The sequence below is a fragment of the Paenibacillus sp. JNUCC32 genome, assembly GCF_014863545.1.
Taxonomy (GTDB): Bacteria; Bacillota; Bacilli; order Paenibacillales; family Paenibacillaceae; genus Paenibacillus_AQ; species Paenibacillus_AQ lautus_A.
Genome location: NZ_CP062260.1, coordinates 282,331 through 296,232, shown reverse-complemented (window position 1 = coordinate 296,232; position 13,902 = coordinate 282,331). Strand labels below are relative to the sequence as shown.

The following is a 13,902-nucleotide window of genomic DNA, read 5'->3' as shown; positions in this document are numbered from 1 at the left end:
AATAACGGCCTTAACCGAAACGGCCTGAGATATAATCCTCGGTACGTGCATCCGACGGCGTCGAGAACAGCGTATCCGTGTTTGCGGATTCAACCACTTCGCCATTCAGGAAAAATACCGTCTGCCCGGATACGCGTGCAGCCTGATGCATATTGTGCGTAACCATAACGATGGTGTATTTGCTCTTCAGCTCCTGCACCAGCTCTTCGATCTTCAGCGTCGAGATCGGGTCCAGCGCGGACGTGGCTTCATCCATGAGCAGGATATCCGGCTGTACGGCAAGGGCCCGGGCAATGCACAGGCGCTGCTGCTGACCGCCGGACAGGCTCAGCGCAGAACGCTTAAGATAATCTTTGACTTCGTCCCACAGCACAGCCTGCTTCAAGCTTTGCTCCACGATTTGGTCAAGCTCCGCTTTATTGCGGATGCCGTGCAGGCGCGGCCCGTAAGCGATGTTGTCATAGATCGATTTAGGGAACGGATTCGGCTGCTGGAACACCATCCCTACCTGCTTGCGCAAGGCCTCGACGTGGACCTCCTCGCTGTAGATTTCCGTCCCGCCGATTTGCACGCTGCCTTCGATTCGGGTGGAAGGGATCATGTCGTTCATCCGATTCAGCGTACGCAGCAGCGTTGACTTACCGCAGCCCGACGGTCCGATGAATGCCGTCACCGTTTTCTCCGGAATGTCCAGATCGACGTTTTTAAGCGCATGGTACGTATCGTAGTATAAATTCAATTTTTTTATCTGTATGATGGATTCCATATCTTATTCATGTCTCCTTTTTCACGATTAGATCTGCTATGCGTCTCTTAGATGTTCTTCGAATACTTGTTCCGAATCCACACGGCTGCGATGTTCATGATGAACAGCATGATGAGCAGCAGGATGATACCCGAAGCTGCCAGCTCGTGGAATGCCTCACTTGGTCTGGATACCCAGTTAAAGATCTGGATCGGCATGACAGTAAACGAATCGAGCAGATTTTCCGGCAAGAAGGCCACGTACGTTAAAGCACCAATCATGATAAGCGGTGCGGTTTCGCCGATCGCACGAGACAAGGCCAGGATAACCCCGGTCATAATTCCAGGAATCGCTGACGGCAGCACGGCGCTGGATACCGTTTGCCACTTCGTTGCGCCCAGCGCGTATGAAGCGTCACGCCGGTTCTTAGGCACGGCGCGAAGCGCCTCCTGCGCCGCAACGATGATAATCGGCAGCACGAGCAGCGTCATCGTTAATACCCCGGACAACAGGCTGCGGCCAAGATTCATGCCGCGCACGAAAATCGCCAGCCCCAGGATACCGTATATAATAGAAGGAACCCCTGCAAGCGTACTGATATTCAGCTGAATGAGCCGAACCCAGCGGCTGCGGCCCGCATACTCTTCGAGAAAGATGGCCGCGCCCACGCCCAGTACGAAGGACAGTGGAGCCATGAGCAAAAGCAAATAAATCGTGCCGACAATCGGCGATTTCAGTCCTGCTTTATCCGCGATGCGCGACGGAAAGTTGGTGAACAGATCAGGCGAGAGCCGATGAACGCCATCCATCACGATCGTCACGATCAAAGCCATCAAAACAAGAATACCGATGCTGGTACAAGCCAGGAAAATCATATGCAGCGTCTGGTCACTACGGCGTCTCCGGTTGATTCCTTTGCTGTCCCCCAGATTCAATTGTTCCATCTAGTATTCCTCCCTGAAGCGGCGAGCGACCCACTGCGCCAATATATTAAGCAAGAAGGTGATGACAAACAAGGTCAAACCTACTGCAAAAATCGTGCCGTATTCAATCGTTCCTCGCGGAACGTCTCCCATGCTTACCTGAACGATATACGAAGTCATCGTCTGAATGCTTTCCAGCGGATTCAGCGTCAGCTGCGGCGTGGCGCCTGCAGCCACCGTCACGATCATCGTTTCGCCGATCGCGCGCGAGAATGCCAATACGAATGAGGACACGACCCCGGACAGAGCGGCTGGAAGCACGATCTTCAGCGCAACCTCGAATCGGGTAGCACCCAGCGCGTATGCCCCATGACGAAGACTCTTGGGAACAGCACGCATCGCGTCTTCGCTTAAAGACGAAATCATCGGCAGGACCATGATGCCGACCACGAGCCCCGCGCTAAGCGCATTGAATATCCCCATATCGGGAAAAATCTTTTGAAGGAATGGCGTTACGGTTTCAAGCGCAAAATATCCGTAAACAATCGTTGGTACACCAGCCAACACTTCAAGCACTGGCTTTACAACCCCCCGAACCCGGGCAGGAGCGTATTCATTGAGATAAATAGCGCATGCCAAGCCGATAGGCACTGCGAAAATGATCGCAATGCCTGTAATCAGCAATGTGCCGCCCAGCAGGGGCAGCACGCCGAATTCTTTTGGAGGGAGAATCGGACTCCATGTCGTTCCGGTCAAGAAGGACCATACCGGCACTTCCTTGAAGAAGATCACGGATTCCTGTAGAAGCGTATATACGATACCGATGGTGGTAAACACCGAAAGCATGGCACACAAGCCGAGCAGGATTGGAATGATTTTGTCTGAGATGCGCGTTTTGCTTCGACGGAATGTCATGCTTTTAGTGTTTGCCGCCACGGGTGAAGTTTTGTTCATTCTCCTCTTCCCTTTCTATGGGTTGCCCGAAGGATCCCCTTCGGGCATGAAATCTTTATTATTTTGCCAACTTGTCTTTTTCTTCTTGATACTGTTCGTCTTGAAGCGGTACGAAACCGACTTCGCCAGCAAGACTAGCGGCATTATCAAGGTAGAAGGTCATGAATGCACTCACTTCCGGGCGCTCAAGCTCTTTATCGTTTACGTAGAGCAGCAGCGGACGGGACAATGGAGCATAACTGTTATCCTTGATCGTTTCCATGCTTGGTGCTACGGTAGCTGTACCGTTATCGATCGGAACCAGCTTCAACTTGTCTTGGTTCTCTTCATAGAAGGAGAATCCGAAGTATCCGATGGAGTTTTTGTCGCCGGCAACTCCTTGTACGACTGCGTTGGTATCGGCACTGAACGTGATTTGGCTGTCGTTTCTGCTTGCTTGTGCTTCACCGTTAATCGCTTCTGTGAAGTAGTCGAATGTACCGTGGTCTGTACCAGGAGAGTAAATTTTGATTTCCTCAGCCGGCCATCCTTCGCGAACGTCAGCCCATGTTTTTACGGTGCTGTTCGGCTCGTAAATTTTCTTCAGCTCATCTACTGTCAATTTATCTACGAATTCATTGCTCGGGTTAACAACAACGGATAGTCCGTCATAAGCTACCAGAACCTCATGATAGGAAATGCCCTTGGATTTTGCTTCTTCAGCTTCACTGTCTTTAATTGGACGGGATGCATTGGAGATTGGAATCTCCCCATTGTTAAAGCGTTTGAAACCGCCACCTGTTCCGCCTGTTCCGATCGGAATGCGGACATCCGGGTTAGCTGCGCCGAACTCTTCGGCAATGGCTTCGGTCAATGGATGCAATGTACTGGAACCGTCAATTTCAATCGTTCCCGACAAAGCTGTTGTTGTACTTCCTTCATTTTGCTGTGCTGAACCGTTGTCTGTATTTTCTCCGGAAGCACCGCCGGAAGTTGTTCCTCCGCCGCATGCCGCCAAAAGCGTGCTCAGCATCAATACCAGTACGAGAATACCTGCTGGTTTACGACCCCTTCTTTTAAACAAACGAATCCACTCCTTCAAAATGGTTGTTGTCTCTAACTTCCTACTTACAATATTGATAATAATCCCGTAATGTAATAACAGTTTCTGAGAAATGTAAACGCAGTGTAAAATATTTTGATAAAACTAGATTCATAGGCTCGGCTTTTCTTCTAACGATCCGTTTAATCCTGCGAGCTCATCCTTCACCCGCTCCACGCGCCTAACGGTTTCCTCCGCCAGTTGATAAACCTGATTCCCCGACTTCTGAACCTTCTCGACGGCGGTCTCCATTTCGTTAAACATATCGGCGCCTTCCGTTACATACCCCTCACAGGACTGGATTTCCTTCAGCGAAGATACTGCGCCAACGGCTGTATCTCCCGCCAGCCGCTGGATGTGCTCCAGCAGCTGGGCGATATCCCCTGACAGCTTACGCGTTTGTTTGGCCAGCGACTGCACCTCTGCCGCAACCACTTGAAATCCCCGCCCATGCTCTCCGGCATGCGCAGCTTCAATCGAAGCATTCATTGCCAGCAAACTGCTTTGATTGGCCAGCTCGGTAATCATGCCGGTTATCGAGGAAATGCAGCTGGCATCCGCAGCGAGCTCGGCGGCCTGCCCTTCACGCTTCGTCATATCCTCCACAAGGCCAAGATAAGAGGTTCGGACATGGTCAAGCTTCTTCTTACCCGTCTGGGACCATTCCCTCATCCGTATACATTCCGCATTCGTTCTGGCTGCCGCCGCTCGAACCTCGGTCAACGAGGATTGGATGTTCCCGGTATGCCGGAAGCTTTCCTGAAGAATCAGCTCCCGCTTCTCTTCCGCTTCCGTTTGGAGACCGCTTGACAGACTCATTAAATCCCGTACGGTAAGCACGCCCAGCAGGCGGTCAGCCTCCGTCATCAGGACGCAATCATAAAATTTCGAATCCGGGCGCTGCAGGGCCAATTGCAGCAGTGTTCCTACCTTCTCGGTCACATCGACCTTCATCGGTTGATGGTCCCCAAACTGGAAGGCCGGCCTGGAATAATACAGGTCAACGGCAAACCGGCCCATCATTCGCCGGTAAAAAACATCCCGCATGATCAGCCCCGACGGCCTGTCTGCCTCATCGCAATAAATAACGCAAGGGATGTGCTGATCCTTCGTAAAAACATTCAGCACGTCGAGGCAGGTTTCGGATTTTCGGATAATAGGGACCTTTCTTATGTACCGCCGATATAATGCGCCTGCTTCAGGTTTGCTTGCTGATTGGCCATCCATTGCCGCCTCTACTTCCGCTTCGGTTCTCTCTGTCTGATTCGGTTGGCATTGAAGCAGTGTCATGCGCCCTCACCCCTTGATTGATCTGGTCCTTTAGACGCATCTTAACGGACAAGTGTTATGGGAATATTCTGGAATGATTAAGAGAGTGTAAACGAAGGAGGGATGTTGGCAAGAATATGAGACATTGGACATGCTTAGGTCCTGCCCAAAGACCCAAAAAAAATACTCCGCATCATTTCAAATCGAATGATGGGAGCCTTTAATGGGATTTACCACAAGTTTATAACCAACTCCGCGGATGGAGTCGATGTGTACGGACTCAGGATCAAGTTCAAGCTTCTTGCGCAGGGAGCTCACGTGAACGTCGACGGTTCGCTGTCCGCCGATATAATCGAAGCCCCAGACCACGTTCATCAGATCGTCCCTTGTTAACACCACGCCCGGTTTCTTGGCCAGATAGAGAAGCACCTCGAATTCTTTCGGACGGAGATTAATGCTCTGACCGCCAAGCCGCACCTCGTATTTCTCAGGATAGATTTCCAGCTGTCCAAGCGAAATGACGTTGCCTTGATTGTCCGTCGTCTTTACCTCGTCAGCATGGCCGGACACCCGACGCATGACGGCCGATACGCGAGCCAGCAGCTCGGACACGCCAAACGGCTTGGTAATATAGTCATCCGCCCCCATCTTCAAACCTTGAACAACTTCCTCTTCGGCGTTCTTCGCGGTCAAAATGATGATCGGCGTCGTAATTCCGTTACTGCGTAGTTTCTCTAAGATCTGAAAGCCGTTCATGCCAGGCAGCATAACATCCAGCAGGATCAAATCGTATTCATGTTGTGACGCTTTCTCGTAACCTGCCGTACCGTGTTCCTCTACTTCGACTTGAAAGCCTTCCTGCGTCAAATTGTAAGACAACAGCCGCGAAAGTGTCGGCTCATCTTCGATGACAAGCATGCGTTGCGTCAATGGTACCCCCGCCCTTATCTTGTTAATTGGACTGCTCATGCAAGTATATCAACAGAATGTTAACGGAGTGTTAACTCCCTGTATCGTGGGTTTCCTGCAGGATCGGAAGCTCGATGATGAAGGAGCTTCCGATGCCCAGCTCGCTTTCCACCTTGATGGTTCCGTGGTGAAGATCCACCAGATGCTTAACGATCGATAGGCCGAGCCCCGTTCCGCCGGATCCGCGCGAACGCGCTTTATCCACCCGGTAAAATCGTTCAAAAATGCGGGGTAGATCCTTCTTCGGAATGCCAATCCCGGAATCCTTGACCACGAATTCCACGAAATCATCGGCACTCCCGTTATTATGCTTTTCACGCGCCGTTAATTTTACTCGTCCGCCTTCCTGCGTGTAACTGATGGCATTCGAAAGAAGATTCATAAATATCTGGCGAAGCTTATCCTCATCGCCTTCCATAAACAACTCCTCCGGAACGTCGAGCTCCAAGCCGATCCGCTTCTTCTCCGCTACCGTGCGCATCATTTCGGATATCGTATCGAAGAACGCCGACAGATGAATCGGCGAGTAATCCATCTGAATCCGCTTCGATTCGATCTTGGACAGCTCCAGAATGTCACCGATCAGACGGTTCAGCCGTTCGGATTCGTCATAGATGATCTGGAGGAAGGAACGTGACGTCTTCTCGTCGGTAACTCCGCCGCCGAGCAGCGTTTCGGCAAACCCTTTCACCGCAGCCAGCGGGGTCTTCAGCTCATGAGACACATTGGCAACGAATTCGCTTCGCATGCGTTCGAGCCTGCGGATATCGCTAACGTCCTGCAGCAGGAAGAGCATGCCGCGCCGATAAGGCTCCTGCTCTTCCTCTTGCATCATCGTCACTCCGTCAATGCGGATAATCGATTCCACCGGATAATACACGTTGCGTTCCTCATGGAAGTCCGCTTGGCTTCCAAGGCCTTCCTCCATCAGTTTGGTCAATTCATAATGCTGCTTCAGCTCGCGGTACGATTTCCCGGTAATCACCTCGGCGTTAATGCCGAGCATTTTCTCAGCGGCCCGGTTTACAAGGATGATTTGGCCGGCTCCGCTAACCAAGACGATGCCACCTGTCATATTGTTGAGGACGCTTTGCAGCAAGTCTTCGTTATCCCGTATCGTCCGCAGCTGGGTTTGAAGGCTGTCTGCCATTCCATTGATGGCTTGCGCCAATTGACCGATCTCGTCCTTACGGTGAATCTTCACTCTCGCATCGTATTCCAGACGCGAGATCCGTCTAGCTACGCGCGTAATCTTCTCAAGCGGCGACGTCAACCCTTGAGCGACGCGGTAGCTCACCAAGGCAGCAATCAGAAATAACACCAGCAGGCCGATCCCCATGACGGTCCAGCCTTGCTTGACTCCCTGATCGACTTCCTTCAGGCTGACGGACAACCGAACGAATCCATCGAAATTCTCCCCGGCCTTGACCGGGAGAGCGACATACAGCATATCCTGCTGAAGCGTATCGCTGCGGCGAATGGTACTCCCGCGGCCTTCTTTGACCGCTTGAAGCATCTCCTCGCGATAAGCATGATTATCCATGGTCAACGGGTCGCTTTCCGAATCCCCGATCACCCTGCCGTCCTTCAGTATGAACGTCACTCTCGCATCGGACAGCTCCTCCAGCTGCAAGGACCTGTCGGTATAATACGAAACGGCTTCCGCGCCGTCCGTATCCGGGAACTCCATCATGGTCTGCAGGAGCCGAATCTCCCGGACCATATTATCCTCCAGCAGCTGGATATGGGACTGTTTGAACACCGTCACCATAGCCAGGCCTGCCGCAAGCATGGATAACCCGATTAAAGTAAGCATAATCAGAGTCAAACGGTTGCGATACTGCTTCATGGTCTCTCCTCTTTCTGCTTCATGATCATTTTGGATAACTTATCGCCCGTGTCCGTCTTCGGTGGAACAGTGCGTGAATGACCGTTGCGGCCGGCTGTTGAAACATAATGCCCAGCACGACCGGAATGGACGCCTGGGGCGAAAAATACGATGTCGCAAGCACCATCCCGAGGGATATATTCCTCATGCCGGACGCGTAGGTAAATGTAATTTGCATGTCCTGTGTCCGTCCCGGCATCGCATAGGAACCAAAGTAGCCGAGTAAATAACAGATCACGATCAGGGCAACGACAACCGGGATGACCACCAGCATTTCCTCCTTCATGCCTGCGGCATGGGGAGCGATAGCAGCCGCGTTCAGCATCACCACAAGCATGAAAAACAGCTTCGATATCGGCTGCGTCACGGGAGCCGACCACTCCTTGATCCGTCCTTTGGATACCTCATACAGCATCACCCCGATCAGAGTGGGCAATACCACCATAGTCAGCAAATCAAGTATCAGCGCGGACGCATTCCATGCAACCAGTGCATCTCCGATAAACATATCCATCAGAGCCGGCACGACCAAGGGACTGAGTATGGTGTCCAGCACCACCACCGCCAAGATGAACGGAACGCTGCCGCCGGAGCTTCCGACCCACATCACCGAGGATATCCCGAGCGGAATGATCGCGAACAGCAGCAAGCCTATCGTATAGTCCGAGTCCGCGCCGAATACGGCCGAGCCCAATCCATAGGCGAGCACCGGTGCGGCCGCATGGGCGAGAAACAGCGTCAGCATGACGGCAAACGGGCGTTTCAGCACCCCTTGCAGATGGCGGATGCCGCAGCCAAGCGCCATGACCAGCGTAATATAACCGAATAGATAAGGAATCCAGTGAACAAAGTCCAGCAGCACGTCCGAGAGCAGCCAGCCTAGCACCAGCGACCCGGGAATCAAGAGAAAGGTGTACTTTTCAAACCAAGATGCAAAGGCCAGTCCAAAACTTCTCAACAGTTTCCTCCTATGACTGAATTGACGTATTTGACTTTCATCATAAACCGGGGCGATCCGAACCGCAACGAAAATTCGAAATAAGGCTCCCTGCTTGCGCTCAACAAAAAAGCACCGACCGGCACGTGATGGCCAATCGATGCTTACTCATCGTGATTTGAATCAGGAGAACACCGGCTCTTTAAACATCGCCAGCTTCTGTGCGGAATCCTTGCTCACATCGGCATGCAGACTGTTTCCGTGCGAATCCATGGTAACGATGGCTGCAAAGCCGTCGACCTCCAAATGCCACATCGCTTCCGGAATGCCGAACTCCATGAAATCCACGCCGTTTACTTTTTTGATGCATCTCGCATAATACTGGGCAGCCCCGCCGATGGCATTCAGATACACGCCGCCATGCTCCTGCAAGGCTTGAAGCGTCTTCGGCCCCATGCCGCCTTTTCCGATAACCGCGCGAATGCCGAATTTTTTCAAAATATCGCCTTGGTACGGTTCTTCCCGAATGCTGGTCGTCGGGCCTGCCGCCTTGACATGCCATCCCTCTTCATCCTGCATCATAACCGGACCGCAGTGATAAATCACGGCTCCGTTCAGATCGAGAGGGGCATCGTGATCCATCAGGTATTTATGAAGCGCATCCCGTCCGGTATGCATCTCGCCTCGGATCACCACCACATCCCCGACGCGCAGGGAACGGATCTGCTCCTCGCTGATCGGCGTATGAAGCACTACTTCACGTCCTTGGGAATCACTTGGCGCTGATTCTTCGACTCGGGACGCTGCCGTTTCGGAGTTTGCATTCATCTGCACCTCGCTGCCTGCTTCATACAGCCAATCCGCGATCTCCCCGGTTTCCGGCTCAATCAGTACGCCCTGACGGCGGAACGCCCAGCAGTTATAGGCCACCGATACAAAAAAGCTTGCCGGCAAGCGGTTCATCGCACCGACCTTGCAGCCGAGCAGCGTGACTTCTCCGCCAAAGCCCATCGTGCCGATCCCCAGCTTGTTTGCATTTTCCAATATGTAATCTTCGAGCTTCGCCAGATCCTCATTCGGATTCACATCCTCCACATGCCGGAACAGCTGATGCTTCGCAAGCTCGTACCCGGTCGTACGGTCGCCTCCGATACCTACGCCGATAAATCCGGCGCTGCAGCCCTGCCCCTGGGCTTGATACACGGCATGCATGATGCACTTGCGGATTCCGTCCAGGTCACGTCCCGCTTTTCCCAATCCTTCAAGCTCTGCGGGAAGGCTGTACTGGATGTTTTTGTTCTCGCAGCCGCCCCCTTTCAGGATGAGACGGACGTCCACCTTATCCTGCTCCCATTGCTCGAAATGGATGACGGGCGAACCAGGTCCGAGATTATCCCCGCTGTTGGCGCCTGTCAACGAATCCACCGAGTTGGGACGCAGCTTGCCATCCTTCGTGGCGCGAACCACCGCCGCATAGATCGCCTTCTTCATTTCGATGTGATTCGCACCCACGGGTGTATGCACGATAAACGTCGGCATGCCCGTATCCTGGCAGATCGGCGATACTTCCTGCTCGGCCATCTCGATATTTTGAGCGATCGTTGCCAGTGCCAGCCCCGCTCGCGTTGCCGCATCCTCGGACGCTCGTCCACGGTTGACTGCTCTTCGCACGTCTCCGGGCAAATTCGTGGAGGTTTCTACAATCAGTCGATACATGCTCTCTTCAAATAACTTCATAGCGTCAGTAAACTCCTCTCTTTCATGACCCAATCCTCATAGCAAAAAAGAATCATTATAAACTGCCAATATTGTTATCATATCATATCATTCCGCACATGAAAGGGTTTACTTAAAAAAATGAAAGAGACGAGAAAATGTGTTGAATTGCCGGTCATAATGACCATACCAATCTATGAATCTCTCATATATTGGTTAAGGAAAGGAGGTGATTGCTATGATGAGAAAAGTTACAGTCTCCCAGGTTGTTTTTCCAAGACTTGCCCTGTTCAGAAATGAGTTTTACAGAGGACGGCGATTTGTGGTGCGTGGAAATGTAGGGATCCGGAATCTCGAGAGAGCTTTTGGCGACATTGAAAGCTTAAGATTCTTCTCCCCCAACGCTAACGCAACCCTGGTCCTGTTCTCGGAGCCGAATTTCAGGGGCAGATTCAGAGTATTCCGCGGCAGCACCAACATCGGCGATCTTGACGATATCATCGGCGGTGAAGAGCCAGAGTCCATTATTAGTTCGAACCGCCGTTTGACGCTGGCTCAAATCCGGGCGATCCGCGATACCGGACGGCTTCCAAACGGGTTTAGAACCATCTGATTCTCCGTATGCCTGTAATCTCACCTAACCCTCTCCCATGATAAAAGAGCGGACATCCGGGCTGAAGCCCATGATGTCCGCTCTATTCTGTCATCGAGTATGTTTATTAGGCGCAAAAGGAATCAACGCTTTAACCGTTAATCACTTCGCCGCCGTTCACATGAATCACTTGACCGCTCACGTAGGAGGAGTCCGTTGATGCCAGATATACATAAGCAGGAGCCAATTCTTCCGGTTGACCCGGACGTTTCATCGGCTGGGTCGCCCCAAACTCGGCTACCTGATCCGCCGGGAACGTCGAAGGAATCAGCGGCGTCCAGATGGGTCCCGGCGCAACGGCATTTACCCGGATTCCTTGACCGACCACGTTCATCGACAAGGAACGCGTAAAGGCCACGATGGCACCCTTGGTTGATGCATAATCCAGCAGCTGCGGGCTTCCCCGGTAAGCCGTGATGGAGGTCGTGTTAATAATGGAGCTTCCCTTGGACAGATGCGGCATCGCCGCCTGCGTCAAATAGAACATCCCGAAAATATTCGTGCGGAATGTCCGCTCCAGTTGTTCTTTTGTAATGTCCTCGATTTTCTTCTGCGGATGCTGTTCAGCTGCGTTGTTGACAAGAATATCGAGCTTCCCAAGCTTCTCTACGGTTTCGGTGACTGCATCGCGGCAAAACGCATCGTCGCCGATATCGCCGGCGATCAGCAGGCATTTACGCCCTTCCTGCTCTACCTGTCGCTTGGTCTCTTCCGCGTCCTTGTGCTCGTTCAGATACACAATGGATACATCCGCGCCCTCCTTGGCATAGTAGACCGCAACCGCACGGCCGATCCCGCTGTCGCCCCCGGTAATCAGCGCTACCTTTCCTTTTAGCTTACCGGCTGCTTTATACTCGTTACTTTCAAACTCCGGCTTCGGGTGCATCTCCGATTCGGTTCCGGGTCTGTGATCCTGATGCTGGGGCGGCAATGTCTGCTTCTGTTGATCTTGTGGCATATGAACATTTCTCCTTTCAGGTCAGTATCTCAAACTACCTCTCATAGGATGCGTTCGACGCGGCTTCTTATTCTCATAAAAAGCCCTTCGCTATTGTTTTTACCCATAATGAACGGGATCAAACGTAAGCACGGTGCTTTTCCCGTAACAAAATCCCCCTCTTGACGGGGCCTTGCGCTCAAAGTCCAGTCCGCTGTTTTGCGGGAACCCCCGGAATATCAATTTGCCGTAATATCAAAAAAACCGCCCGAATCAACGGACGGCTTCTCTTCGTATGTAGCTGTTCTTAGATGATATGATTGAATACCATGAAGAAGATCATAACCAGAAGCAGCAAGGCGAGCAATGCGCTAAGCGTGCCGAGCTTGCTTGTTTCTTCCTTCACTTCACGCTTCTCGCGGATGCCTGCAAGCGCATTCTTGAGCGGCTTGCTCATAATGCCTCCAATCGCAAACATCGCCAGCAGCAACACCGTTACAATGATCATCCAAGGAACCGAATACTCGCCCTGGGACATCATGTATCCGCCAGTCAACAGCTGAATGACCAAGCCGTACTGCGCAAAACGGTTCGCAACCCGAATCGTATTCACGGCTCCTTCTTGAGCGCCCAGAGACAGCTTCTGAATACCGCCGACAACAAACGGCAGGATCAAGTAAAACCCTAGCGCCGCCGTACCGACCATATGCAGAAAAAATGTCACGTTCCACATAAACAATTCCTCCAAAGTCGTTAGTGTGATTTATGTTACATCGAATTCATCGTCTCCTATTATACTGGACAGATCATCCAAAGAAAAGCAATCCCGCCCCGAATCACGGGACGGGATTGCATTATTAGACGATTTTGTGAATCCTGATTCAAATTACAGGTTCACGACCGAAGTCACGTTGCGCACGGATTCCGCCGACTTATCCAGCGCCGCCTTCTCTTCGGCGGTCAGCTCAAGCTCGAAAATGCGCTCGATGCCGTCTCCGCCGAGAATGGCCGGTACGCCCATGAACAGGTTGTCATAACCGTACTCGCCTTCCAGAAGGGCAATAACCGGAATAATCCGTTTCTTGTCCTTCAGAATCGCTTCCGTCATTTGGACCAAGGAAGCAGCAGGTGCGTAGTAGGCGCTGCCGTTCCCCAGCAAATTGACGATTTCGCCGCCGCCGACCCGGGTGCGCTGCACGATCGCTTCAATGCGTTCAGCCGGAATCAGCGTGTCGATCGGAATGCCGCCCACACTGGAGTAACGAACGAGAGGAACCATGTCATCGCCATGGCCGCCCAGAACGAAACCGCGGACATCCTCAACGGATACGTTCAGCTCTTGCGCGATAAAGGTGCAATAGCGTGCCGTATCCAATACGCCGGATTGACCGATGACGCGGTTCTTGGGAAATCCGAGCGTGTTGTACGCCACATAGGTCATGGCATCCACCGGGTTGCTCAGGATGATGACCGTGGAGTTCGGTGCATGAGTCTTCACGTTCTCGCATACGGACTTCACGATTCCTGCATTGGTGTTGACGAGGTCATCGCGGCTCATGCCCGGCTTGCGGGCTACGCCTGCTGTAATGATTACGATATCGGAATCAGCTGCATCTTCATAGTTGGATGTACCGACTATGTTGCTGTCAAATCCCTGGACGGGACTTGCTTCGAGCATATCCAGCGCTTTACCTTTGGTAGGGTTCTCGAGCTGCGGGATATCCAGCAGCACCACATCACCCAGTTCTTTTTGAGCCAGCATCAGGGCGGTAGTCGCACCTGTGAAGCCAGCACCTACTACCGTAATCTTTTTACGAGTAATTGCCACGAT

Annotated in this window: 13 protein-coding genes; 1 reads left to right on the top strand and 12 read right to left on the bottom strand. The window is 52.3% G+C overall.

Annotation, left to right across the window (positions count from 1 at the left end):
- Nucleotides 1–10: 10 nt before the first annotated feature.
- The 9 genes from pstB to JNUCC32_RS01355 form a co-directional block, all read right to left on the bottom strand.
- The gene (gene pstB, locus JNUCC32_RS01395) at nucleotides 11–766 is read right to left on the bottom strand and encodes a phosphate ABC transporter ATP-binding protein PstB (RefSeq protein WP_009594645.1); all 756 of its coding nucleotides are present in this window, start codon (nucleotides 764–766) and stop codon (nucleotides 11–13) included.
- Nucleotides 767–813: 47 nt separating this feature from the next.
- Nucleotides 814–1,689 (bottom strand): phosphate ABC transporter permease PstA, encoded by an 876-nt coding sequence (pstA, locus tag JNUCC32_RS01390; RefSeq protein WP_096776306.1) that lies wholly within the window; start codon nucleotides 1,687–1,689, stop codon nucleotides 814–816.
- Nucleotides 1,690–2,583 (bottom strand): phosphate ABC transporter permease subunit PstC, encoded by an 894-nt coding sequence (gene pstC / locus JNUCC32_RS01385; RefSeq protein WP_009594642.1) that lies wholly within the window; start codon nucleotides 2,581–2,583, stop codon nucleotides 1,690–1,692.
- Nucleotides 2,584–2,680: 97 nt separating this feature from the next.
- Nucleotides 2,681–3,685, bottom strand: a complete 1,005-nt coding sequence (locus tag JNUCC32_RS01380; RefSeq protein ID WP_009594622.1) for a PstS family phosphate ABC transporter substrate-binding protein — start codon at nucleotides 3,683–3,685, stop codon at nucleotides 2,681–2,683.
- Nucleotides 3,686–3,814: 129 nt separating this feature from the next.
- The gene (locus tag JNUCC32_RS01375; RefSeq protein WP_192570846.1) at nucleotides 3,815–4,993 is read right to left on the bottom strand and encodes a methyl-accepting chemotaxis protein; all 1,179 of its coding nucleotides are present in this window, start codon (nucleotides 4,991–4,993) and stop codon (nucleotides 3,815–3,817) included.
- Between the two features lie 177 nt (nucleotides 4,994–5,170).
- Nucleotides 5,171–5,902, bottom strand: a complete 732-nt coding sequence (locus JNUCC32_RS01370) for a response regulator transcription factor (protein WP_015736978.1) — start codon at nucleotides 5,900–5,902, stop codon at nucleotides 5,171–5,173.
- A gap of 70 nt (nucleotides 5,903–5,972) precedes the next feature.
- Nucleotides 5,973–7,790, bottom strand: a complete 1,818-nt coding sequence (gene pnpS, locus JNUCC32_RS01365; RefSeq protein ID WP_192570845.1) for a two-component system histidine kinase PnpS — start codon at nucleotides 7,788–7,790, stop codon at nucleotides 5,973–5,975.
- 25 nt (nucleotides 7,791–7,815) lie between these two features.
- Nucleotides 7,816–8,787, bottom strand: a complete 972-nt coding sequence (locus JNUCC32_RS01360; protein ID WP_192570844.1) for a bile acid:sodium symporter family protein — start codon at nucleotides 8,785–8,787, stop codon at nucleotides 7,816–7,818.
- Between the two features lie 162 nt (nucleotides 8,788–8,949).
- Nucleotides 8,950–10,503: a fumarate hydratase gene (locus JNUCC32_RS01355; RefSeq protein WP_192570843.1), complete on the bottom strand. Its 1,554-nt coding sequence runs from the start codon at nucleotides 10,501–10,503 to the stop codon at nucleotides 8,950–8,952.
- Between the two features lie 217 nt (nucleotides 10,504–10,720).
- Between JNUCC32_RS01355 and JNUCC32_RS01350 the strand changes: the two genes are divergently transcribed.
- A complete protein-coding gene (locus tag JNUCC32_RS01350) occupies nucleotides 10,721–11,095 on the top strand; it encodes a hypothetical protein (protein WP_036673584.1) in 375 nt (124 codons plus the stop codon).
- A 130-nt stretch (nucleotides 11,096–11,225) separates the two neighbouring features.
- Here the strand turns inward: JNUCC32_RS01350 and JNUCC32_RS01345 are convergent, their stop codons facing one another.
- The 3 genes from JNUCC32_RS01345 to mdh all read right to left on the bottom strand — a co-directional run bounded on the left by JNUCC32_RS01345 (nucleotide 11,226) and on the right by mdh (nucleotide 13,899).
- Nucleotides 11,226–12,092, bottom strand: coding sequence for an SDR family oxidoreductase (locus tag JNUCC32_RS01345; RefSeq protein WP_096776311.1), 867 nt, complete (start codon nucleotides 12,090–12,092; stop codon nucleotides 11,226–11,228).
- A gap of 286 nt (nucleotides 12,093–12,378) precedes the next feature.
- Nucleotides 12,379–12,804 carry a hypothetical protein gene (locus JNUCC32_RS01340; protein ID WP_009595065.1) on the bottom strand — a complete coding sequence of 142 codons (426 nt, stop codon included), beginning with the start codon at nucleotides 12,802–12,804 and terminating at the stop codon, nucleotides 12,379–12,381.
- Between the two features lie 153 nt (nucleotides 12,805–12,957).
- Nucleotides 12,958–13,899 carry a malate dehydrogenase gene (mdh, locus tag JNUCC32_RS01335; RefSeq protein WP_015736984.1) on the bottom strand — a complete coding sequence of 314 codons (942 nt, stop codon included), beginning with the start codon at nucleotides 13,897–13,899 and terminating at the stop codon, nucleotides 12,958–12,960.
- Between the last annotated feature and the right edge of the window lie 3 nt (nucleotides 13,900–13,902).